The 18,845-nt window shown below is 70.6% G+C and carries 20 protein-coding genes; 4 read left to right on the forward strand and 16 right to left on the reverse strand.

Annotated features, from left to right (window positions below):
- Positions 1 to 34 precede the first annotated feature (34 nt).
- From ABIB37_RS04245 to ABIB37_RS04285, 9 genes are all read right to left on the reverse strand, one after another.
- Positions 35 to 814 carry an SDR family NAD(P)-dependent oxidoreductase gene (locus ABIB37_RS04245; RefSeq protein ID WP_354257117.1) on the reverse strand — a complete coding sequence of 260 codons (780 nt, stop codon included), beginning with the start codon at positions 812 to 814 and terminating at the stop codon, positions 35 to 37.
- The gene (locus tag ABIB37_RS04250; protein ID WP_354257120.1) at positions 811 to 1,755 is read right to left on the reverse strand and encodes a sugar phosphate isomerase/epimerase family protein; all 945 of its coding nucleotides are present in this window, start codon (positions 1,753 to 1,755) and stop codon (positions 811 to 813) included. The genes ABIB37_RS04245 and ABIB37_RS04250 overlap by 4 nt, the downstream gene beginning before the upstream one ends.
- Positions 1,752 to 2,168, reverse strand: a complete 417-nt coding sequence (locus tag ABIB37_RS04255) for a putative quinol monooxygenase (RefSeq protein WP_354257123.1) — start codon at positions 2,166 to 2,168, stop codon at positions 1,752 to 1,754. The genes ABIB37_RS04250 and ABIB37_RS04255 overlap by 4 nt, the downstream gene beginning before the upstream one ends.
- Before the next feature lie 21 nt (positions 2,169 to 2,189).
- Positions 2,190 to 3,104 (reverse strand): NAD(P)-dependent oxidoreductase, encoded by a 915-nt coding sequence (locus ABIB37_RS04260; RefSeq protein WP_354257126.1) that lies wholly within the window; start codon positions 3,102 to 3,104, stop codon positions 2,190 to 2,192.
- A gap of 10 nt (positions 3,105 to 3,114) precedes the next feature.
- Positions 3,115 to 4,458, reverse strand: a complete 1,344-nt coding sequence (locus tag ABIB37_RS04265) for an NAD(P)H-dependent oxidoreductase (RefSeq protein WP_354257129.1) — start codon at positions 4,456 to 4,458, stop codon at positions 3,115 to 3,117.
- A 123-nt stretch (positions 4,459 to 4,581) separates the two neighbouring features.
- Positions 4,582 to 5,595, reverse strand: a complete 1,014-nt coding sequence (locus ABIB37_RS04270) for a TRAP transporter substrate-binding protein (RefSeq protein WP_354257132.1) — start codon at positions 5,593 to 5,595, stop codon at positions 4,582 to 4,584.
- 32 nt (positions 5,596 to 5,627) lie between these two features.
- Positions 5,628 to 6,950 carry a TRAP transporter large permease gene (locus tag ABIB37_RS04275; RefSeq protein WP_354257135.1) on the reverse strand — a complete coding sequence of 441 codons (1,323 nt, stop codon included), beginning with the start codon at positions 6,948 to 6,950 and terminating at the stop codon, positions 5,628 to 5,630.
- 3 nt (positions 6,951 to 6,953) lie between these two features.
- Positions 6,954 to 7,508, reverse strand: coding sequence for a TRAP transporter small permease (locus ABIB37_RS04280; protein ID WP_354257138.1), 555 nt, complete (start codon positions 7,506 to 7,508; stop codon positions 6,954 to 6,956).
- Positions 7,509 to 7,598: 90 nt separating this feature from the next.
- Entirely contained in the window at positions 7,599 to 8,960 is a 1,362-nt protein-coding gene (locus ABIB37_RS04285) for an NAD(P)H-dependent oxidoreductase (RefSeq protein WP_354257141.1), read from the reverse strand.
- Between the two features lie 129 nt (positions 8,961 to 9,089).
- On the opposite strand from ABIB37_RS04285, the gene ABIB37_RS04290 reads away from it, so the two are divergent.
- The 3 genes from ABIB37_RS04290 (at position 9,090) to ABIB37_RS04300 (ending at position 11,399) form a co-directional block, all read left to right on the forward strand.
- On the forward strand, positions 9,090 to 9,605 hold the full coding sequence (locus tag ABIB37_RS04290) for a hypothetical protein (RefSeq protein WP_354257144.1): 516 nt from the start codon (positions 9,090 to 9,092) through the stop codon (positions 9,603 to 9,605).
- A gap of 233 nt (positions 9,606 to 9,838) precedes the next feature.
- The gene (locus ABIB37_RS04295; RefSeq protein WP_354257147.1) at positions 9,839 to 10,405 is read left to right on the forward strand and encodes a hypothetical protein; all 567 of its coding nucleotides are present in this window, start codon (positions 9,839 to 9,841) and stop codon (positions 10,403 to 10,405) included.
- A gap of 19 nt (positions 10,406 to 10,424) precedes the next feature.
- Positions 10,425 to 11,399, forward strand: coding sequence for a Gfo/Idh/MocA family protein (locus ABIB37_RS04300; RefSeq protein ID WP_354257150.1), 975 nt, complete (start codon positions 10,425 to 10,427; stop codon positions 11,397 to 11,399).
- A 74-nt stretch (positions 11,400 to 11,473) separates the two neighbouring features.
- On the opposite strand, the gene ABIB37_RS04305 is transcribed toward ABIB37_RS04300, so the two are convergent.
- The gene (locus tag ABIB37_RS04305) at positions 11,474 to 11,764 is read right to left on the reverse strand and encodes a DUF2277 domain-containing protein (protein WP_354257153.1); all 291 of its coding nucleotides are present in this window, start codon (positions 11,762 to 11,764) and stop codon (positions 11,474 to 11,476) included.
- A gap of 156 nt (positions 11,765 to 11,920) precedes the next feature.
- Between ABIB37_RS04305 and nhaA the strand changes: the two genes are divergently transcribed.
- Complete coding sequence (gene nhaA / locus ABIB37_RS04310; protein ID WP_354257156.1) at positions 11,921 to 13,183, forward strand: Na+/H+ antiporter NhaA; 1,263 nt, start codon at positions 11,921 to 11,923, stop codon at positions 13,181 to 13,183.
- Between the two features lie 122 nt (positions 13,184 to 13,305).
- On the opposite strand, the gene ABIB37_RS04315 is transcribed toward nhaA, so the two are convergent.
- From ABIB37_RS04315 to ABIB37_RS04340, 6 genes are all read right to left on the reverse strand, one after another.
- Positions 13,306 to 14,151 carry a transglutaminase family protein gene (locus tag ABIB37_RS04315; protein WP_354257159.1) on the reverse strand — a complete coding sequence of 282 codons (846 nt, stop codon included), beginning with the start codon at positions 14,149 to 14,151 and terminating at the stop codon, positions 13,306 to 13,308.
- Complete coding sequence (locus ABIB37_RS04320; protein WP_123698465.1) at positions 14,148 to 15,077, reverse strand: alpha-E domain-containing protein; 930 nt, start codon at positions 15,075 to 15,077, stop codon at positions 14,148 to 14,150. The genes ABIB37_RS04315 and ABIB37_RS04320 overlap by 4 nt, the downstream gene beginning before the upstream one ends.
- Positions 15,077 to 16,831 carry a circularly permuted type 2 ATP-grasp protein gene (locus ABIB37_RS04325; RefSeq protein ID WP_354257162.1) on the reverse strand — a complete coding sequence of 585 codons (1,755 nt, stop codon included), beginning with the start codon at positions 16,829 to 16,831 and terminating at the stop codon, positions 15,077 to 15,079. The genes ABIB37_RS04320 and ABIB37_RS04325 overlap by 1 nt, the downstream gene beginning before the upstream one ends.
- An 87-nt stretch (positions 16,832 to 16,918) precedes the next feature.
- A complete protein-coding gene (locus tag ABIB37_RS04330) occupies positions 16,919 to 17,680 on the reverse strand; it encodes an ABC transporter permease (RefSeq protein WP_354257165.1) in 762 nt (253 codons plus the stop codon).
- Positions 17,677 to 18,486, reverse strand: a complete 810-nt coding sequence (locus ABIB37_RS04335) for an ABC transporter ATP-binding protein (protein ID WP_354257167.1) — start codon at positions 18,484 to 18,486, stop codon at positions 17,677 to 17,679. The genes ABIB37_RS04330 and ABIB37_RS04335 overlap by 4 nt, the downstream gene beginning before the upstream one ends.
- A complete protein-coding gene (locus tag ABIB37_RS04340) occupies positions 18,483 to 18,845 on the reverse strand; it encodes a DUF1048 domain-containing protein (protein ID WP_354257170.1) in 363 nt (120 codons plus the stop codon). Before ABIB37_RS04340 ends, ABIB37_RS04335 begins: the two co-directional genes overlap by 4 nt.

Raw genomic sequence — 18,845 nt, forward strand, 5'->3', positions numbered from 1 at the left:
CGCGAACCGGGGGACAGATCAGCGCGTGCCGCGCTCAGTGCAGGTGGCTGGCGCCGTTGATGTCGATGTTCGTGCCCTGGAGGTAGGCGGCGTCGTCGCTCGAGAGGAACGCGAAGACGGCGGCGATCTCCTCGGTCGACGCGACGCGGCCGATGGGGATGTCGGCGGCGAGCTTCGCCTCCGATTCGGGCGTGGAGCCGACGCGGATGTTCGTGTCGACCGCCCCGGGCGTGACGGAGTTGACGGTGACGCCCGAGTCGGCGATCTCGCGGGCGAGCGCCTTCGTGAAGCCGAGGATCGCGGCCTTCGCGGCCGAGTAGGGCACCTTGCCGAAGACGCCGCCGCCGCGCTGGGCGGAGACCGACGACATGTTCACGATGCGGCCCCAGCCGGCGTCGAGCATCGCGGGCAGGAACGCCTTCGTGACGAGGTAGGTGCCGGTGGCGTTGACCGCCATGACCTTGTTCCAGAGCGCGAGGTCGGTCTCGAGGAACGGGACGGGCGAGGTGATGCCGGCGATGTTCGCGAGCGCACCGACGGCGGGCAGCCGGCCGGCGTCGACCTCGGCCTGCACGGCGGCGTGGGCGGCGGTGACGGATGCCTCGTCGGCGACGTTCGCGGTGGTGCCGAAGGCGGGCACGCCGTGCCGCTCGCCGATCTCGGCGGCGACCTGCGCCGCGCGGTCGCCGTCGAGGTCGAGGATCGCGATCCCCCAGCCGTCGCGGGCGTAGCGGTCGGCGACGGTCATGCCGATGCCGCGCTCGGACGCGGCGCCGGTGATCACGGCGGTGCGCGCGGTCGTGGTGCTGGTCATGATGCTCCTTGGATGTTCAGGGACGGATCGGAGAGGTCTGGATCGGCGTCGAGGGCGGCGACGAGCGGCGCCATGCGGGCCGCGGCGTCGCGGATCGCGTCGACGCGGGCGGTGCGCGCCTCATCGCTCAGCGCACCCGTCGCGTCGTCCGCGTAGGCGCGCGAGGGCAGCTCGAGCGCGAACCCGCCGGTGTAGCCGATGCCGGCGAGCGCCTCGAGCGCGGCGGAGAAGTCGACCTCGCCGTCGCCGATGGCTCGGCTGAACTCGCCGGCGACGGCGTCGCGCAGGTGCACGTGGGCGATGCCGTCGCCCCACGCTCGGATGGTGTCGACGAGGTCGTCGCCCGCGGCGACGACGTGCGCGACGTCGAGGATCGGCCGAACGCCGCTGCCGGCGAGGCGCGCGTGCAGCGCGTCGGCGCGCTCGCGGTCGAAGCAGAGCCGCAGGAAGTGCAGCGACTCGACCCAGAGCTCGACGCCGTGGTCGGTCGCGAGCCGCCCGGCGCGCACGAGGGCGGCGGCGACCCGGTCGAGGTCGGCGTCGAGGTCGACGATGGGCTCGTGGTCGAGGGCGCCGCAGGGCAGCACGAGCGCGTCGGCGCCGATCGCGGCGGTGAGGCGCACGAGGCGCTCGACGTGCGCCGCCTGCGCGTCGGTGTCGGCATCCGGGTCGTTGAACGCCCCGACGTCGCCGTTGACGCTGCGCACCCGCAGGTCGTGGGCCGCGATGGTCGCGGCGACCTGCTCGATCGCGGCGTCGTCGAGCTCATAGGGCACGTGGTCGCAGACGCCGGGCAGCGCGCCGAGGTCGGTCTCGGCGAAGCCGAGCCGCTCGATCTCGACCAGCGCCTGCTCGAGCGTCAGGTGCTGGAACGAGATGGTCGAGCACCCGAGGCGGCTGGGGAGCGCCGACCCGGGGAGCCCGGCGACGACGTCGGTCATGGCAGCACGACGCCCTTGCGCGCGTCGCCCATCGGGATGGGCGTGTAGCGGGTCACCTCGACCGGGCTCGCGAGCAGGCCCTCGAGCTCGACGTTGAAGTCAGCGACCGGCGCGGCGGCGCCGTGCGCGTCGAGGGTCGCTGCGGAGTCCCAGTGCTCGATCATCGCGATCGTGCCGTCCTCGGCCTCCTGGATCGCGTAGAGGTTGCAGCCCTCCTCCTCGTGCACCCGCGGGATGACGCGCTGCATCGCGGCGAGCACCTGCTCGCGCTTGCCCTCGGCGGGGCGGAAGATGGCGGTGACCACCAGCGGTGCGTCGGTGCCGGATGCGGGGGTGCCGGTCGCGGCGGTGCTGGTCGAATCGGCGCCGGTCGCGTCGGCGTTGGATCCGATGGGTGCGGTCGAGTCGGTCATGGCTGTTCCCTCGTGTCGTCGTCAGCGCTGCGGCCGACGGATGGTCTGGTAGATGCCGGAGTGGTCGAGGCCGCCGTCGCCGGCGGCGGATGCGGCCTCGAAGAGCGCGAGCGCGGTGCGGGCGGCGTCGAGCCGCAGCCCCGCGTCGTCGGCCGCTTCGCGCGCGAAGCGGAGGTCCTTCACCTGGTAGTCGATCGTGCCGCCGGGCTCGAACGACTCGGTGATCCAGTGGTGCCGCTTCTGCCGCAGCACCTCGCTCGAGGCGAGCCCCGAGCCGAGCGCGTCGGCGAGGGTCTCGGCGTCGATGCCGCTCGCGCGGGCGAGGGCGAACGCCTCCGAGAGGGCGGTGACCGTCTCGGCGACGATGAGCTGGTTGCACAGCTTCGCCATCGCGCCGGTGCCGGTGCCGCCCATCCGCGTGACGCGTGAGGCGCACGGCTCGAGCAGCTGGGCGAGCTCGGCGACCTGGGCCTCGCTGCCGCCGACGAAGAAGCTGATGCGGCCCTCGGCGGCACCGAGCACGCCGCCCGACATCGGGGCGTCGACCACATCGATGCCCTGGGCCGCGAGCTCGTCGGCCAGCTCGCGCAGCGCGACGGGCGACACCGTGCCGTGCACGACGAGCATCGGATGCTCGACGCCCGCCGCCCGCCAGCCGGCGAGCAGCCCGTCGTCGCCCTCGAGCACCTCCCGCACCTGCGGCAGGTCGGGCAGCGCGGTGAGGACCACCTCGGTCGCCGCGGCGGCGGGCGTCGTGGCGACCACGACGTCCGCCGCCCCGTCACGCAGGGCCTCATCACGCCGTGCCTCCTCGCGCAAGGCCTCGGCGCGCGACGCGCTGCGGTTCCAGACCGTCAGCGCACCGCGCGCCGCGAGCCTGCGCGCCATCGGCAGGCCCATGGCACCCAGCCCGAGGAGGCTCAGCGAACGGCTCATGAGGATCGGATCACGCCGCGGCTGCAGCGGCGAGCGCCTCGGTCTCGCGGCGCAGCTCGATCGCCTGCGCGAGCGAGTCGTCGACCTCGACATCGTCCCAGCGCACGCTCTCGCCCTGCTTGATGTCGTTCTTGAGCGGCACGTGGTGCGCGAGCGCGACCGGCAGGTAGCCCTCGGCGACCGACGTGCGAGCCGACACGAGCTTGCCGTAGACCGCGAAGCCGCCCTCGCCGTCGAGCGTGTCGCCCGCGGCCAGGTCCTTCTTGGCGGTCGCCACGACATCCGCCGTGAAGCCGATGGCCGTGCCCGTCGCGACGCCGCGCAGCACCGCGTTCGCGATCGAGACGTTGAGCTCGAGCCCGACGTAGTGGTACGGCCGGTAGAGCGCCGCGTACTGCCCGGTGGGGTCCGGGTGCCACGGGTACTCCTGGAAGCACTCGGAGACGTAGTCGTTGGTCGCCTTCACGACGACGAACACGCCCTCCTGGGTGTTGTGGGGGATCCAGTCGCCCTCGCGGGTGTAGCTCGACATCACGTCGACGGTGCCCTCGTGCGAGAGCACGCCGCCGACCGACTCCGGGCGGCAGACCGTGGCGATCTCCTCGAGGTTGCCGGGCGTGAAGCTGAGGCCGGCGTCGCCGGGCACGAGGCCCGCAGCGTTGGCGACGGCTGCCATCTCGATGGCGGCCTTCGTGCCGTCGCGGAACGACGTGTGCATGTAGGGATTGAGCTGGCCGGACTGCTTGAGCTCGTCCGAGAACTCCCAGTGGTCCCACACGTTGTCGGGGTTCATCTGGTTGTAGCCGGGCAGGTACTTCGCGCCCTTGCCGGCGCAGACGACGTCGAAGCCGCTCGTGCGCGCCCAGTCGACGAGCTCCCAGATGAGCGCGGGCTGGTCGCCGAACGCCATCGAGTAGACCACGCCCGCATCCTTCGCGCGCTTGGCGAGCGCCGGGCCGGCGAGGGCGTCGGCCTCGACCGTCACCATCATCACGTGCTTGCCGGAGTCGATCGCGGCGAGCGCATGCTTGATGCCGACGATCGGGTTGCCCGTCGCCTCGACGATCACGTCGATGTCGGTGCGGAAGAGGTCCATCGCGTTCGCGATGACGGCCGTCTTGCCCTCGGACAGGTCGTCGACCGAGTCGACGATGGCGTCCTCCGGCCAGCCGACGCGAGCGAGGGACTCGCGGGCGCGCGCCGTATTGATGTCGGCGATCGCGAGCACGCGCACGCCGGGGATGTTGCGGGCCTGCGAGAGGTACATCGTCCCGAACCGGCCGGAGCCGATCAGGCCGACGCGGATCGGCTGGCCCTGTGCTTCGCGCTCCTTGAGCAGCTCGTGCAGGTTCATGGTCTCTCTCCTGAGATGTCGGATGCGTGGGGCTCGACGGGTGGTGCCGCACCGCCTGGGTGCCGATGCGGCGGGATGGTGGGGTGGGGTGGCGGGGCCCCGCGGACGGGGCCCCGCCGTGGATCACATGCCGCGGATCTGCTCGACCCAGGTCTGCACCTGGTCGGGGAGGCCCTCGACGACGGGCTGCGTCGCCTCGACCCATGCGTCGCGGTCGGTGATCTCGTGGAACTCCGCACCGGCCTCCTCGAGCTGCGAGCGGTAGTCGGCCATGTTGGTGACGGTGTTGTCGGTGTACTCCTGGCCGACCTCATCCGTGACGTCGAGGATCGCCTGGCGGATGTCCTCCGGGTAGCCCTGCAGCGCCTCGTCCCACATGATGAAGTGGTAGTTGGCGTACATGTGGTCGGTCTCGGCGATGTGCGGCGCGACCTCGTGGATCGAGTTGAAGAGGATCGCGTCGAGCGGGTTCTCCTGGCCGTCGAGCACGCCCGACTCGAGTGCCGAGTAGACCTCGTTGAAGGGCAGCGCCTCGGCGCGAGCGCCGAGCGCGTTCCACGTGTCGAGCATCGTCTGCGCGCTCGGCGTGCGGATCGTGAGGCCCTCGACGTCGCTCAGCTGCGTCACGGGCTCCTTGGTGGTGAGCTCGCGCGGGCCGCGGTACATGTTGCCGAGCAGCGAGTAGCCGGATGCCTCGGTGACCGAGGCCTGGATCTCGTCGCCGAGCTCGCCGCCCCAGACCTCGAAGAACTGCTCCTCGCTGTCGTAGAGGAACGGAGCCGTCTCGACCGACGCGAGGTCGGTGTAGGCCTCGACGGAGAGCATCGACTCGATGACGATGTCGACGCTGTCGATCTGCAGGCCGTCGATCATCTCCTCCCAGGTGCCGAGGGTGGAGTCGGAGTGGATCTCGACGGTGACGCGACCGTCGGTCGCCTCCTCGATCCGCTCGGCGAACTGCTCGGCAGCCCACTGGCGCGGGTCGGTGGTGGAGCCGGCGTGGCCGAGCACGAGGGTCATCGTCTCGCCCTCGGCGCCGGTGCCGCCCGAGCTGCTGGGAGCCGAGCCGCCGGTCGAGCAGCCTGCGAGGGCGAGGGCGACGATGCCCGCGCCGGCGAGGAGCTTGGTGGTGCGCATGGTGATTCCTTCCTTGGTGGTTTGGATCGCGGTCACTCGCCGAGCAGCACGGATGGCAGCCAGAGCGAGATCTGCGGGACGTAGGTGATGAGGAGCATGAAGATGAGGCCGGTGAGCAGGAATGGCCACGAGGCTCGGATCGCCGAGATGAACTTGACCTTCGAGATCTCGGCGGAGAGCATCAGCGCGATGCCGACCGGCGGCGTGATGAGGCCGATGCCGAGGTTGACGACGATGATGATGCCGAGGTGCACAGGGTCGACCCCGAGCGACGTCATCACCGGCAGCAGGATCGGCGTGATGATGATCAGCGCAGCGTTCGCCTCGATGAACATGCCCGCGATGAGCAGCATGATGTTGACGAGGATGAGGAGCACCACGAGGTTGTCGGTGAAGCCGAAGATCGCCTCCGCCGCCGCCTGCGGCACACCGCCGGACGTGAGCGCCCACGAGTAGAGCTGCGCCGCGGCGAGCACGAGCATGATGAGGCCGACCATGAGGCCCGACTCGGCGAGCGCCGTGACGAGCTTCTTCCAGGTGAGCTCCCGGTAGATGAACAGGCCGACGAGCAGTGCGTAGACCACCGCGACCGCGGCCGCCTCCGTGGCGGTGAACCAGCCGAAGCGGATGCCGGCGAGGATGATGAGCGGCAGCAGCAGCGCCGGCAGCGACCCGACGAGCGACGGCAGAAACTTCGGGCGCTCCTCCTTGGGCGTCTTGCCGATGAGCTCGATGTTCGTCGTGTTGGCGACCAGCTCGTCGGTGAAGCCCTGCTTGCGCACGGTCAGGTGCACGGCGACCATCAGCATCGCGATGTAGAGCAGCGCGGGGATGATGCCGGCGAAGAACAGCGCGCCGATGGACGTTCCGGAGACCACGCCGTAGACGATCATTGTGATCGACGGCGGCATGATCGGCGCGACGATCGGCGCGGCGGCCGTGACGGCGGCCGTGTATGCGGCCTTGTAGTTGCGCGCCTTCATCGCGGGGATGAGGATGCGGCCGAGGCTCGAGATGTCGGCGACCGCCGAGCCCGAGATGCCGCCGAAGAACAGTGCGGAGAGCACGTTCGTCTGCGCGAGACCGCCGCGCATCCCACCGACGATCGAGTCGGCAAGGTTGAGCAGTCGCTTCGTGATGCCGCCGGCGTTCATGATGCCGCCCGCGAGGATGAAGAGCGGGATGGCGAGCAGCGCGAACGGCGTGATGCCCGCGACGATGCGCTGGGCGCCGATGGTCAGCGGCGTGTCGGTGACGAGCCAGATGGTGATGATCGACGCGAGCGCGAGCGCGAAGCCGATGGGGACGCGCAGGAGCATCGCTCCCACGAAGTTGCCGAGCAGCAGAGGACCCATGGGTTACACCTCACCCTTCACAAGCGTGTCCTCTTCGGACTGGAACAGGACGCTCGACGGGAGCGGGTCGACCTCGGGGTCGGTGTTGCGGACGAGCTTCCACCACGCCTCGATGGCGAACAGAGCGGAGAACGAGCAGCCCACGGGCACGGCGAGCGAGATGATGCCGAAGGGCAGATCGATGCCCGGCATGTTGCGGCGCATCGCGCTCGGCAGCGCATCGATGCCGTACCAGACGAGCACGGCGAGGGTGAAGAGCACGAGCGCGCTCGCCACCGTCGTCACGGTGACGCGGAGCCAGCGGTGAGCCGGCGCGTACTCCCAGATGTCCAGCACCATGTGGCGTCCCTGACGGACACCGAGCGCGATGGCGAACATCGAGAGCCAGACGAACGCGAGCGACGAGACCTCGACGGTCCAGGATGCGGAGTCACGCGTGACGTAGCGCGAGATCACCTGCCAGGTCACCGCGACGGTGATCACGACCAGGCAGAGCACGCAGAACCATTGGACGATCTTGTCGAGCGTCGACATGATCTGATCGATCAGTCGTGGCATGGGTTTCGCTCCTTTGCGAGTGGTGAGGCGACGGTGCCTGAGACGAGTGAACCGTGGTCGCGTTCTACTGTCAACAGTAGAACGCGTGCGTTATGAAACCGTGACGCTCTGTTCGGCGCGGAACTCCGCCTCGAGCTCTCGGCGGAACCGGACGGCCGCGAGCGACCCGTCCGCATCCACGTCGTTCCACGTGACCGAGCGGTCCTTCGGCACGTCGCGGATGAGCTTCGCGCCGTGCGCGAGGCCGAGCGGAAGCGCCTCCTGCTCGAGCGAGAAGCTCGCGGGGCGGAGCTTGCCGAAGACGGTGAAGCCGCCCTCGCCGTCGAGCGTCTCGCCGGCCTTGAGGTCGCGCTTCGCGGTCGTCACGACGTCGCCGCGGAAGCCCGTGGGGGCGCCGGTGGGCTCACCGCGCAGCACGGCGCTCGCGATCGAGACCCCGAGCTCGAGCCCGATCATGTGGTACGGCCGGTAGAGCGAGCCGTAGCGGCCCGTCTCGTCGGTCTTGACGCCGTACTCGGCGAAGCACTGCACGGCGTAGTCGGTCTTCGCCTCGAAGGTGACGTAGACGCCCCAGCGGATGTCGCGCTCGACCTCGGAGCCGTCGCGGTGGAGGCTCGACGCGATCTCGACGGTGCCGCGGCGGTCGAGCTCGCCGCCGACCGAGCGCTCGCGGAAGATGCGCGGGAGGTCGTCGACCCCGGCAGGCGGGAAGTGGAGGCCCTCGAGCTGCGGCTCGAGGCCGGTGCCGTTCGCCACGGCGGCCATCTCGATCGCCGACTTCGTGCCGTCGAGGAACGAGTTGAACATCTTCGGGTTGAAGTCGCCGGAGGCGAGCTGCTCGGGGGTGAAGCCGTAGTAGTCCCAGACGGTGTCGGGCGTCGAGTAGTGGTACTCGGGCAGGTACTTCGTGCCCTTGCCGGCGCCGACGACATCGAAGCCGACCGTGCGGCACCAGTCGACGAGCTCGGAGATGAGCGCGGGCTGGTCGCCGTAGGCCATCGAGTAGACGACGCCGGCCGCGGCAGCGCGGCGCTGCAGCAGCGGGCCGACCATGCAGTCGGCCTCGACGTTGACCATGATCACGTGCTTGCCGTTGTCGATGGCCGCGACCGCGTGGTCGGTGCCGACGATCGGGTTGCCGGTGATCTCGAGGATGACCTCGACCGAGGGGTGCTTGATCAGCGCCATCGAGTCGTCGATCACGGCGGTCAGGCCGGTGCGCGCGGCCTCGTCGAGCGAGGTGGCGGCGTAGCGGTCGGCCGACCAGCCGGTGCGCGAGAGCGCGTCCTTCGCCTTCGGCACGTTGATGTCGGCGACGCCGACGACGTGGAACTCGGGAGTGACGGATGCCTGCGTGAGGAACATCGACGCGAACTTGCCGGCACCGATGACGCCGACTCGGATGGGGCCGGACTCGGCCGCTCGACGACGCAGTAGCGCGTGGAGGTTCATGACTGCTCCTTTGCAGTGGGCATCTCGTGCTGTTCTACTGTTGACAGTAAAACACCGTTGGCGATCTCGTCAAGTGCGAGCTGTGGAGAGACCTGACCGCGCGGTTGCGGCGCGGCGTACTCTGCCCCCATGCTCCGGAGGCTCGCAGCAGGCGTCGCGCTCGTCGCGGCGCTCGCCCTCGCGGGTTGCACGCCGCCGGAGCCGACTGAGTCGACGACGCCGGTTGCGACGCCGACCAGCGAGGCCGCACTGGTCATGGAGGCGACCCGAGCATTTGCTGACTTCTACACCGATGTCGATGAGCAATTCGCGCAGGGCTCTGCCTCGGGACCCGGCCTCGAAGAGCATGCAACTCCGGCGCTCGCCGCAGAGTTTGCCGAGCAGATTCAAGCAACGCTCGACCGAGGCGAAGTCAGCCGCGGAGTACTAGAGGTCACCGCCCTTGAGATCACTGAGCAAAGCCAGGGCGGCCTGACTGCGCACATGTGCACCAGCGCAGAGAACGTTCGGACGACACAGGCGAATGGGGATGTCCGTCAGGGGGAAGGTCTCGACGCCTGGACAGTCGCGTTCGAGCGCCGCACGGACGGCCGGCTACTCGTGGCGGTCCTCAACTTGAGTGAGGACGAGACCATATGCGCATAGTGCAATTGAGCATCTGGCTTCTGGTGTTTGCGTTCGCGTCGCTGGCCCAAGCAACTACTGGTCCTGCTACCTGCACCGAACTAGATGTGATCACCGATCGTTGCGAACTTGACCCGGCATCGGGGGCCTTGGTGATCGTCGGTTCCAGCAGCGGCGCTGGCACTGGTGATTCGAGCGCAGAGGCAGACGCCGCCCCCGCGGCGAAGCCACGTCCGACGCCCTATCAAGAGTGCATGGACGCGGGCACCGACCCGGTGACCTGCGAGCGGATGAACTTCGCAGTGATCGACAATCGCCCTGGCGTCGCGGAGGTGGGGCAGCCCATCACCATCAACGACCTCGCGCAGTTCCGCCCGGTCGTCGGCGAGCTCGTCGTCGAGCCGGACGGGTGGGGCGTCGTCGGCACACCGACGAACTTCTACGCCACCGCGGAGACGCACACGATGGACGGCGAGCTGTTCGATGCTCCGATCGAGGTGCGCTGGACGCCCACCTCCTACGTCTTCGACTACGGCGACGGCACGACGGAGACGAGCGACGCATCCGGCACGGCCTGGAGCGGCACCGACGAGTCGTGGACCGAGACCGCGACGAGTCACGCCTACGCCGCGCGCGACGACGTCACCGCATCCCTCACCGTCGTCTTCACCGCCGAGGTCGACGCGGGCGGCGGCTGGTTCTCGGTGCCCGGCACCCTGCCGGTCGACGCGCCGGCCGTGAGCGTGAAGGTCTTCGAGGTCGAGACCGTGCTCACGAACGGCGACTGCATGGCGAACCCCTCGGCCCCGGGATGCGGGTGACGCGGGCTAGAGTCGCCGCATGACGACCTCCTCGCCCGGCTGGGGCATCCTCGCGCCCGGCGGCATCGCTGGAGCCTTCGCCCGCGACCTCGCCGTCGGCGGCCACCGTCTCGTCGCGGTCGGCAGCCGCGATCAGGGTCGCGCCCAGGCGTTCGCGACGACGCACGGCGCCGCGACCGCGCACGGCAGCTACGAGGCGCTCGTCGCCGATCCCGACGTCGACATCGTCTACGTCGCGTCGCCGCACGGGCTGCACCGCGAGCACGCGCTGCTCGCGATCGAGGCGGGCAAGCACGTGCTGGTCGAGAAGGCGTTCACCACGACGGGCGACGAAGCGCAGGAGGTCGTCGACGCGGCCCGCGCGAAGGGGGTCTTCGTGATGGAGGCGATGTGGACGCGCTTCCTGCCGACGATGGAAGTCGTGCGCGAGCGCATCGCGGCGGGCAACCTCGGCGAGCTCGTGAGCGTCACCGCCGACCACTCGCAGATGCTCGACCTCTCCCCCGGCGGCCGCATGATCGAGCGTGCGCTCGGCGGCGGCGCGCTCCTCGACCTCGGGGTCTACTGCGTCTCGCTCGCGCACGCGTTCCTCGGTCCGGTGACGCGCGTCCGCGCTGCGGGTGCCGTCGACGCCGCGGGCGTCGACCACCGCGGCTCGGCGATCCTCACGCACGAGGGCGGTCGCATGTCGACCGTGACGTTCTCGATGGAGACGCTCGGTTCCAACCGCGCCTCGATCGCCGGCACCGAGGGCGTGATCGAGCTCGACCCCGCGTTCTACGTGTGGACCGGGTTCACTCGCCGCCACGCATCCGGCGACAAGGAGACGTTCGTGCCCGAGACGGACGGACGCGGGATGCAGTTCCAGGCCGCAGAGGTCGAGCGCTGCGTCGCGGCGGGGCAGCTCGAGAGCCCGCTCATGCCGCTCGACGAGACGGTCGCCATCATGCGCGTGATGGACGAGATCACCGCGCAGATGCGCGCCTCCGCCTGAACTCTCAACGTCGCGGGTGGTTGCTCGGCCGCCATAGCGGATCGAGCGACCACTGGCGACGTTGAGGATCCGGGTCAGCTCGCGGCTGCTGCGGCCGCCTCGCGCTCGGCGATGCGTGCCCGCACCTCCGGGCGGCGGAGCGGCGGCACCGTCTGCGGCGGCTGGCGCCGGTCCGGCAGGTCGGCGAGCAGGTGCTCGGTGATGTGCGCGACCTCGGCGACCGCGCGCTCGAACGCGTCGCGCGTGCGATCGGTCGGATGCGTGATGCCAGAGACCTTCCGCACGTACTGCCGCGCGGCGGCCTCGATCTCCTCGTCGTTGGCGGCAGGCTGCAGCCCCCGCAGCTCGGTGATGTTCCTGCACATGGCGACCACGGTAGACCGCTGGGCACGAGCCGGCCAGACCACGACCGAAGAGCGGGGCTGCCGCCGGGGCCGGTAGCCTGGTGGCTGGTGTGCCGGGAAGCCTGGTCGGCGTGCCGCTCGGCGATCCGGCTGCGCGGTGCCGAGAGGAGACCCTCTATGGAAGCCCCCCGCACCCCGATCGGCTCGCGCCGAGCACGCCTCGCCCAGCTGCTGCGGCTCGAGACGACGAGCGGCGTGCTGCTGCTCGTCGCGGCAGCTGCAGCCCTCGTCTGGGCGAACTCGCCCTGGCGCGAGACCTACGCCGACCTCATGGCCACGCGCATCGGACCGGAGGCGATCCACCTCGACCTCTCCGTCGGCGCATGGGCCGCGGACGGACTCCTCGCCGTCTTCTTCTACGTCGTCGGCGTAGAGCTCAAGCACGAGATCGTGGCCGGGAGCCTCCGCGACCCCAGGCGGGCGGCGGTGCCGGTGCTCGCCGCCATCGGAGGGATGGCCCTGCCCGCGCTCTTCTTCGCAGCCATCGTGGTGATCGCCGGCGACAGCTCCGCGCTCACCGGCTGGGCCATCCCCGCCGCGACCGACATCGCGTTCGCGCTCGCCGTCCTCGCGATCTTCGGCCGCGGGCTGCCCGTCGGCCTGCGGACCTTCCTCCTGACGCTGGCGGTCGTCGACGACCTGCTGGCGATCGTCGTCATCGCCGTCTTCTACACCGCGGGCGTGCAGGCGTTCGCGCTGCTCGGTTCAATCCTCGCCATCACCGCGTTCGGCCTGCTCGTGCGGTCTCGCTGCTCGTCGTGGTGGCTGCTCATCCCGATCGCGCTCGTCGCCTGGTGGCTCATGCACGAGTCGGGCGTGCACGCGACGATCGCCGGTGTGCTGCTCGGCGCCACGGTGCCGGCGCGCGCCGTCTTCGGCGAGCGGGAGCCTCGCACGCATCGCCACGAAGCCGCGGTGCGGCCCTGGGCGACCGCCATCGCCCTGCCCGTCTTCGCGTTCTGCGCGGCGGGCGTGTCCGTGGTCGACAGCGGCGGCTTCGGCGACCTGCTGGCAGACCAGCCCGTCCTGCTCGCGGTCGCCGCCGGCCTCGTCGTGGGGAAGCTGCTGGGTGTGCTGGGCGTCTCGACGCTGGTGGTCCGCTGCACGCCCCTGCGGCTTCCCGACGGCATCGGCATCCGCGACCTCCTGCCCGTCGCGCTGCTCACCGGGATCGGCTTCACGGTGTCGCTCCTCATCGGCGAGCTGTCCTTCGACGACGGCGGTCGCACGGACGCCGCGAAGCTCGGCGTCCTGCTGGGCTCGGGGCTCGCGGCCCTGCTCGCCGCTCCGCTGCTGCGGTGGGATGCTCGCCGCGCGCGGAGCGCCGACGAGAACGAGGACGGCGTGCCCGACACGCGTCAGGCCCGCATCGGCGGTTGACGAACGCTCGTCGGGACGCCGGTGGTCTCGATACGCGGTCGGCTGCGCCGACTGCTACTCGACCAGCGGGTGGTCAGGAGTACGCGGTCGGCTGCGCCGACTGCTCCGCGACCAGCGGGCGGTCAGGACTCCTTCGTGATCTCCACGCTGACGAAGAGCTGGCTCTTGCCGGCACCGGCGTAGACGCCGCGCAGCGGTGGCACGTCGTTGTAGTCGCGGCCGAGGCCGACCTTGACGTGGCGCTCGCCGATGTCGATGAGGTTCGTCGGGTCCCACGCGTTCCACTCGCCGGTGAACCACTCCACCCACGCGTGCGATTCGCCGCGGATCGTCTCGCCGATCTGCGCGTTCGGCCGCGGGTGCAGGTAGCCCGAGACGTAGCGCGCCGGGATGCCGACGTGCCGCAGCGCGCCGATCGTGATGTGCGCGATGTCCTGGCAGACGCCCTTGCGGTTGGTCCACGCCTCGGCGGCGAGCGTGTGCACGTGCGTCACGCCCGACATGTACTCCATCTCCTCGCCGACCATGCGCGCGATCGCCGCGGCGGCGGCGCCCGGCGTCTCGGACGCATCGCGGATCTCCTGCGCCGCCGCGATGAGGTCGTCGGTCGGGCGCGTGCGGATCGTCTGGCCGAGCTGCTCGACGTACTGCGTGGCCCGCAGCGCGACCTTCTCGAGCTGCTCCCACGACAGGTCGTGCCCGCCGGTGAGGCGCGGGCGCACCTCGACGAGGCTCGTCGCGGTCAGCTGCAGCTCGGTGTGCGGCGCGAGCACGTCGAACGAGACGACCTTCGTGCCCCAGTAGTCCTCATACGTGTTGATCGAGGTGTTGGGGCGGATGTCGAGGTTCGAGTAGATGACGAACTGGCCGTCGGAGGTCGACGGCAGCATGCGCGACTCGTTGTACGACGCGACGGCGGGCTGCTCGTAGCGGTAGCCGGTGGTGTGACGGATGCGGATGCGGCTCACGATGCCTCCCTGGTCCAGGCGGGCATGTTGTGGGTCGGGAAGTAGCGCTCGCGCACGGCGTGCGACACGTTCGTCGTGGTCGTCTGGACCTTGTCCATCACGACCGGCAGGTCCTCGATGATGTCCTGGATCGGGCGGAACTCGAGCTCCGCGCGGATCTGTCCGAGCATCCGCTGGGCGATGTCGACGTAGCCGACCCGCTCCTGCCGCGGCTCGATGTCCTGCAGGCATGCCTCGGCGCTGCGCACCGAGAACAGGATCGAGCGCGGGAAGAGCCGGTCGAGCAGCAGGAACTCAGCCGCGTTCGTGCTCGAGGGCACGCCGCGGTAGGTGCGCAGGTAGGCCTCGTAGGCGCCGACCGAGCGCAGGATGGTCGTCCACGAGGGGCCGGACGCCTCGGTGAGCGCGCGGGTCGCGAGCAGCCGCGCGACCATGTCGGCGCGCTCGATCGAGCGCCCGAGCGTGAAGAAGCTCCACGCGTCGTCGTGGCTCACCGTCGAGTCGGCCATGCCGCTCGCGAGCGCCGAGCGCTCGCGCACCCAGCCGAACATCTGGTGCACCTGGTCGGGGCTCACGCGCCGCGGCATGTTCGCGTACGTGGCGTTGAGCACCTCCCACAGCTCGGTCGAGATGATCTCGCGCGCGCGGCGGGCGTTCTCGCGCGCGGCGTTCACGGAGTAGGCGATCGACGCCGGCTGCGTGCGGTCGGTCGCGAGCGAGTTCACGACGTCGACGCGCGTGAGCTTGCGCTCCGGCGGGGCGTCGTGGCCCATCACGCCGAGCAGCGCGCGGCAGGCGGTGTCCTCGTCGACCGCGACATCCTCGAGCAGCAGCTGGAGGTAGACGTCGAGGATGCGCGCGGTGCCGTCGGCCCGCTCGATGTAGCGGCCGATCCAGAACAGGCTCTCGGCGATGCGGCTGAGCATCATGGCTGCGTGCCTTCCGTGTCGGGCCGGTGCTGTCTCAGTCCGCGATCGGCTCCACCGACCGCTTCCCGACGCGAGGAAGCGGACTGCGACTGGCGCTGCGACTGCCGCTGCCCGCCGCGCGACTGCGACTGCGACTGGCTCTGCTGCTGCTGCTCGCCCTGGCCGCGCGGGGCGTCCTGCGGCGACTGGTCCTGCGGGTGCTCGTGGCCGGCGATGATCGAGATCGGCCGGGTCATCGGCTCACCGGACGCGCCGAACTCGGCGTCGTGGTCGATGAGCGGCAGCTGCTCGCGAGCGCCGGCGATCACCCAGGTGTCCTTCGAGCCGCCGCCCTGCGACGAGTTCACGACCAGCTGGCCCTCGGGCAGCGCGACGCGCGTGAGGCCGCCGGGCAGCACCCAGACATCCTTGCCGTCGTTGACGGCGAACGGGCGGAGGTCGACGTGGCGGGGGCGCATGCCGTCCTCGACGAGCGTCGGGATGGTCGACAGCTGCACGACGGGCTGCGCGATCCAGCCGCGCGGGTCGTCGAGCAGCCGCTGCTTGAGCGCCTCGAGCTCCTCGGGCGTCGCGTCGGGGCCGACGACGAGGCCCTTGCCGCCCGAGCCGTCGACGGGCTTCACGACGAGCTCGTGCAGGCGGTCGATGACCTCCTCGAGCGCGCCCGGATCCTCCAGCCGCCACGTGTCGACGTTCTTGAGGATCGGCTCCTCCGACAGGTAGTAGCGGATGAGCTCCGGCACGTAGGTGTAGACGAGCTTGTCGTCGGCGATGCCGTTGCCGACCGCGTTCGCGATCGTGACGTTCCCGAGCCGCGCGGCCAGCATGAGGCCCGGGCTGCCGAGCATCGAGTCGGCGCGGAACTGCAGCGGGTCGAGGTAGTCGTCGTCGACGCGGCGGTAGATGACGTCGACGCGCGCCGGCCCCTCCGTCGTGCGCATGTAGACGCGGCCGCCGGAGGTGAACAGGTCGCGGCCCTCGACGAGCTCGACGCCCATGAGCCGCGCGAGCAGCGTGTGCTCGAAGTAGGCGGAGTTGTAGACGCCGGGCGTGAGCACCACGACGCGCGGGTCGTCGACGCCGGCGGGCGCGGCGGCACGGAGGGCGTGGAGCAGCTTGTCGCAGTAGTCGCCGACCGGGCGCACGCGCATGGTCGAGAACATCTCGGGCAGCGTCTGCGCGATCACGCGGCGGTTCGAGATGACGTACGAGACGCCGGAGGGCACGCGCACGTTGTCCTCGAGCACGCGCCACTCGCCGTCCTGGTCGCGGATGAGGTCGATCCCCGAGACGTGGATGCGCACGCCGTTCGCGCCGACGACGCCGGCGGCCTGGCGGTGGAAGTGCGTGGACGTGGAGATGAGCTTCGCGGGGACGATGCCGTCCTCGACCGCGCGCTGCGGGCCGTACATGTCGGCGAGGAACGCCTCGAGCGCTCGCACGCGCTGCTGCACGCCCGACTCGACGTGGCGCCAGTCCTCGGCGGTGATGATGCGCGGGATGGCGTCGAGCGGGAACGGCCGCTCCTCGCCCGCGAAGTCGAAGGTCACGCCCTGCGCGAGGTAGGAGGTGGCGAGCGCGTCGGCGCGCGTGCGGAGGTCGTCCTTCGTCAGCTCGGAGAGGGCGTCGTACAGCGGCTTGTACGGGCCGCGCGCTGCGCCCTTGCTCTCGAACATCTCATCCCACGCCGTGCCCTCGCGCTTCCGGGGGTTCGCGAAGGGCTTGTCGTAGTCGTCGAACAGATCGCCCATGTCCGCGAGCCTAGCCGGATCGCTGTTTCCGGCTCGTGTCGGCGGCCCCGGTGGATCCGCGGATCCCCGGGGCCGTCGACCGCCCCGTCAGCCGAGCTTGCGGCGATACAGGGCGGTGGCGAGCACCGCCGCGACGGCGAGGATGCCGACGCACCAGCCGAGCGCGATCCACAGCTCGGCGCCCACGGGCTGCTGCGCGAGCAGCGCCCGGATCGCGTCGACGATCGACGTGACCGGCTGGTGCTCGGCGAACCAGCGCACCGGGCCGGGCATCGACTCGGTGGGCACGAATGCCGACGAGACGAACGGCAGCAGGATGAGCGGGTAGGAGAAGGCGCTCGCACCGTCGACGGTCTTGGCGGAAAGGCCGGCGATCACGGCGATCCAGGTGAGGGCGAGCGTGAAGAGCGTGAGGATGCCGGCGACGCCGAGCCACGCGAGGACGCCGGCGCCCGAGCGGAAGCCCATGAGCAGCGCGGCGCCGATCACGATCGCGACCGAGACGAGGTTCGCCACGAGCGAGGTGAGCACGTGCGCCCACAGCACCGAGGAGCGCGCGATCGGCATCGACTGGAAGCGCTCGACGATGCCGGCCTGGAGGTCGAGGAACAGCCGGTAGGCGGTGTACGCGATGCCCGAGGCGACGGTGATGAGCAGGATGCCCGGGAGCAGGTAGTCGACGTACGAGGCGCCGCCCACGTCGATCGCGCCGCCGAAGACGAAGACGAACAGCACGAGGAACGCGATCGGCATCACCGCGGTGGTGATGATCGTGTCGGGGCTGCGGAGGATGTGGCGCAGCGAGCGCCCGGTGAGCACGGCGGTGTCGCCGACGGCGTGCGTGGTCATGCTGACTCCTCGGAGGCGGGCGCCGCGGTCGGCGCATCGGTGCCGGCGCGGCCGACGATGGCGAGGAAGACCTCCTCGAGGGTGGGCTGCACCTCGACGACCTCGACGGTCGCCTTGGGCAGCAGGGCGCGGAGCTCGGCGAGCGTGCCGTCGACCGCGATGCGGCCCTCGTGCAGGATCGCGATGCGGTCGGCGAGCTGCTCGGCCTCCTCCAGGTACTGCGTCGTGAGCAGCACCGTCGTGCCAGAGCGCGCGAGCTCGCGCACCGCATCCCACACCTCGTTGCGGGCCTGCGGGTCGAGGCCGGTCGTCGGCTCGTCGAGCACGATGACCGGCGGCGAGCCGATGAGGCTCATCGCGATGTCGAGCCGGCGGCGCATGCCGCCCGAGTAGGTGCCGACCCGGCGACCACCGGCCTCGACGAGCGAGAAGCGCGCGAGGAGGGCGTCGGCGATGGTGCCTGGTTCCGGCAGGTGCCGGAGGCGCGCGACGAGCGCGAGGTTCTCGCGGCCGGTGAGGATCTCGTCGACGGCGGCGAACTGCCCGGTGAGGCTGATCGCCTCGCGGACGGCGGCCGCGTCGGTGCGCACGTCGTGGCCCTCGACGGTCGCCGTGCCCGCATCCTGCCGGAGCAGCGTCGCGAGGATGCGCACGAGGGTGGTCTTGCCGGCGCCGTTCGAGCCGAGCAGGGCGACGATCGTGCCCCGCTCGACGTCGAGGTCGACGCCGCGCAGCACCGAGAGCGCCTTGTACGACTTCTCGACGCCGCGGACGCGGATGACGGGCTCCGCGATCGCGGTGCTCATCGCTCCCCCTCGGCGACGGCCTTGGCGATCGAGGCGTTGAGGCGGGCGCGCTCCTTCGAGATCCAGCTGCCCTGCGGGTAGTTGGCGAGGAAGGTCTCGGCGAAGTCGACCGCGTCGTCGCCGAGCAGCTCGTGCATGGGCGTCCGTGCCTCGGCGCCCTGCTCGAGCAGCGTCACGAGGTCGTCGAGCATGGTGAGCAGCATCGCGGTGTCGTTGCCCGCGCCCAGGTTCATCACGTACCGCTCGAGCGCTGCACCGCTCGCTCGGTAGGGCTCCGGCAGCGCCTTCACGCGCGCCTTGTACTCGCGGTACTGACGCTTGCCCTCGAAGTCGCCGATGATCTTCTCGAAGATCGACAT

Origin of the sequence: Agrococcus sp. UYP10, assembly GCF_040547205.1 — a bacterium.
Classification (GTDB): Bacteria; Actinomycetota; Actinomycetes; order Actinomycetales; family Microbacteriaceae; genus Agrococcus; species Agrococcus jenensis.

Bases quoted from the DNA above. Each gene is read 5' to 3' on its own strand.
- ABIB37_RS04320 (WP_123698465.1), bottom strand. From the start codon at position 15,077: ATGCTCAGCCGCATCGCCGAGAGCCTGTTCTGGATCGGCCGCTACATC.
- ABIB37_RS04255 (WP_354257123.1), bottom strand. From the start codon at position 2,168: ATGACCGACTCGACCGCACCCATCGGATCCAACGCCGACGCGACCGGC.
- ABIB37_RS04300 (WP_354257150.1), top strand. From the start codon at position 10,425: ATGACGACCTCCTCGCCCGGCTGGGGCATCCTCGCGCCCGGCGGCATC.
- ABIB37_RS04295 (WP_354257147.1), top strand. From the start codon at position 9,839: ATGGACGCGGGCACCGACCCGGTGACCTGCGAGCGGATGAACTTCGCA.
- ABIB37_RS04250 (WP_354257120.1), bottom strand. From the start codon at position 1,755: ATGACCGACGTCGTCGCCGGGCTCCCCGGGTCGGCGCTCCCCAGCCGC.
- ABIB37_RS04265 (WP_354257129.1), bottom strand. From the start codon at position 4,458: ATGAACCTGCACGAGCTGCTCAAGGAGCGCGAAGCACAGGGCCAGCCG.
- ABIB37_RS04270 (WP_354257132.1), bottom strand. From the start codon at position 5,595: ATGCGCACCACCAAGCTCCTCGCCGGCGCGGGCATCGTCGCCCTCGCC.
- ABIB37_RS04340 (WP_354257170.1), bottom strand. From the start codon at position 18,845: ATGTCGATCTTCGAGAAGATCATCGGCGACTTCGAGGGCAAGCGTCAG.
- ABIB37_RS04275 (WP_354257135.1), bottom strand. From the start codon at position 6,950: ATGGGTCCTCTGCTGCTCGGCAACTTCGTGGGAGCGATGCTCCTGCGC.
- ABIB37_RS04245 (WP_354257117.1), bottom strand. From the start codon at position 814: ATGACCAGCACCACGACCGCGCGCACCGCCGTGATCACCGGCGCCGCG.
- ABIB37_RS04285 (WP_354257141.1), bottom strand. From the start codon at position 8,960: ATGAACCTCCACGCGCTACTGCGTCGTCGAGCGGCCGAGTCCGGCCCC.
- ABIB37_RS04280 (WP_354257138.1), bottom strand. From the start codon at position 7,508: ATGCCACGACTGATCGATCAGATCATGTCGACGCTCGACAAGATCGTC.
- ABIB37_RS04325 (WP_354257162.1), bottom strand. From the start codon at position 16,831: ATGGGCGATCTGTTCGACGACTACGACAAGCCCTTCGCGAACCCCCGG.
- nhaA (WP_354257156.1), top strand. From the start codon at position 11,921: ATGGAAGCCCCCCGCACCCCGATCGGCTCGCGCCGAGCACGCCTCGCC.
- ABIB37_RS04330 (WP_354257165.1), bottom strand. From the start codon at position 17,680: ATGACCACGCACGCCGTCGGCGACACCGCCGTGCTCACCGGGCGCTCG.
- ABIB37_RS04305 (WP_354257153.1), bottom strand. From the start codon at position 11,764: ATGTGCAGGAACATCACCGAGCTGCGGGGGCTGCAGCCTGCCGCCAAC.
- ABIB37_RS04290 (WP_354257144.1), top strand. From the start codon at position 9,090: ATGCTCCGGAGGCTCGCAGCAGGCGTCGCGCTCGTCGCGGCGCTCGCC.
- ABIB37_RS04260 (WP_354257126.1), bottom strand. From the start codon at position 3,104: ATGAGCCGTTCGCTGAGCCTCCTCGGGCTGGGTGCCATGGGCCTGCCG.
- ABIB37_RS04335 (WP_354257167.1), bottom strand. From the start codon at position 18,486: ATGAGCACCGCGATCGCGGAGCCCGTCATCCGCGTCCGCGGCGTCGAG.